The following is a 225-nucleotide window of genomic DNA, read 5'->3' as shown; positions in this document are numbered from 1 at the left end:
ATCTCCAGCCTGTCCACGGGCTTGAGCACCACGAACAGCAGCGTCAGCAGCCTGTCGACTTCTACGTCGTCGGGCTTGAGCACTGCGACGAGCAGTATCGGTAGCCTGTCCACTTCGACCTCAAGTGGCCTGAGCACCGCCGCGAGCAGCATCAGCAGCCTGTCGACCTCCACGTCGTCCGGTCTGAGCACTGCCACCAGTGGTATCTCCAGCCTGTCCACGGGC

The 225-nt window shown here is 63.1% G+C and carries 1 protein-coding gene; it reads right to left on the bottom strand.

Going from position 1 to position 225, the window contains the following annotated elements; translation table 11 throughout:
* On the bottom strand, positions 1-197 hold a 197-nt coding region (locus RT97_RS33655), incomplete at its 3' end, for a hypothetical protein (protein ID WP_216595199.1).
* Between the last annotated feature and the right edge of the window lie 28 nt (positions 198-225).

It is taken from the genome of Variovorax paradoxus (assembly GCF_000834655.1).
GTDB classification, from domain to species: Bacteria; Pseudomonadota; Gammaproteobacteria; order Burkholderiales; family Burkholderiaceae_C; genus Variovorax; species Variovorax paradoxus_F.
This window is presented reverse-complemented; position numbering and strand designations above follow the sequence as displayed.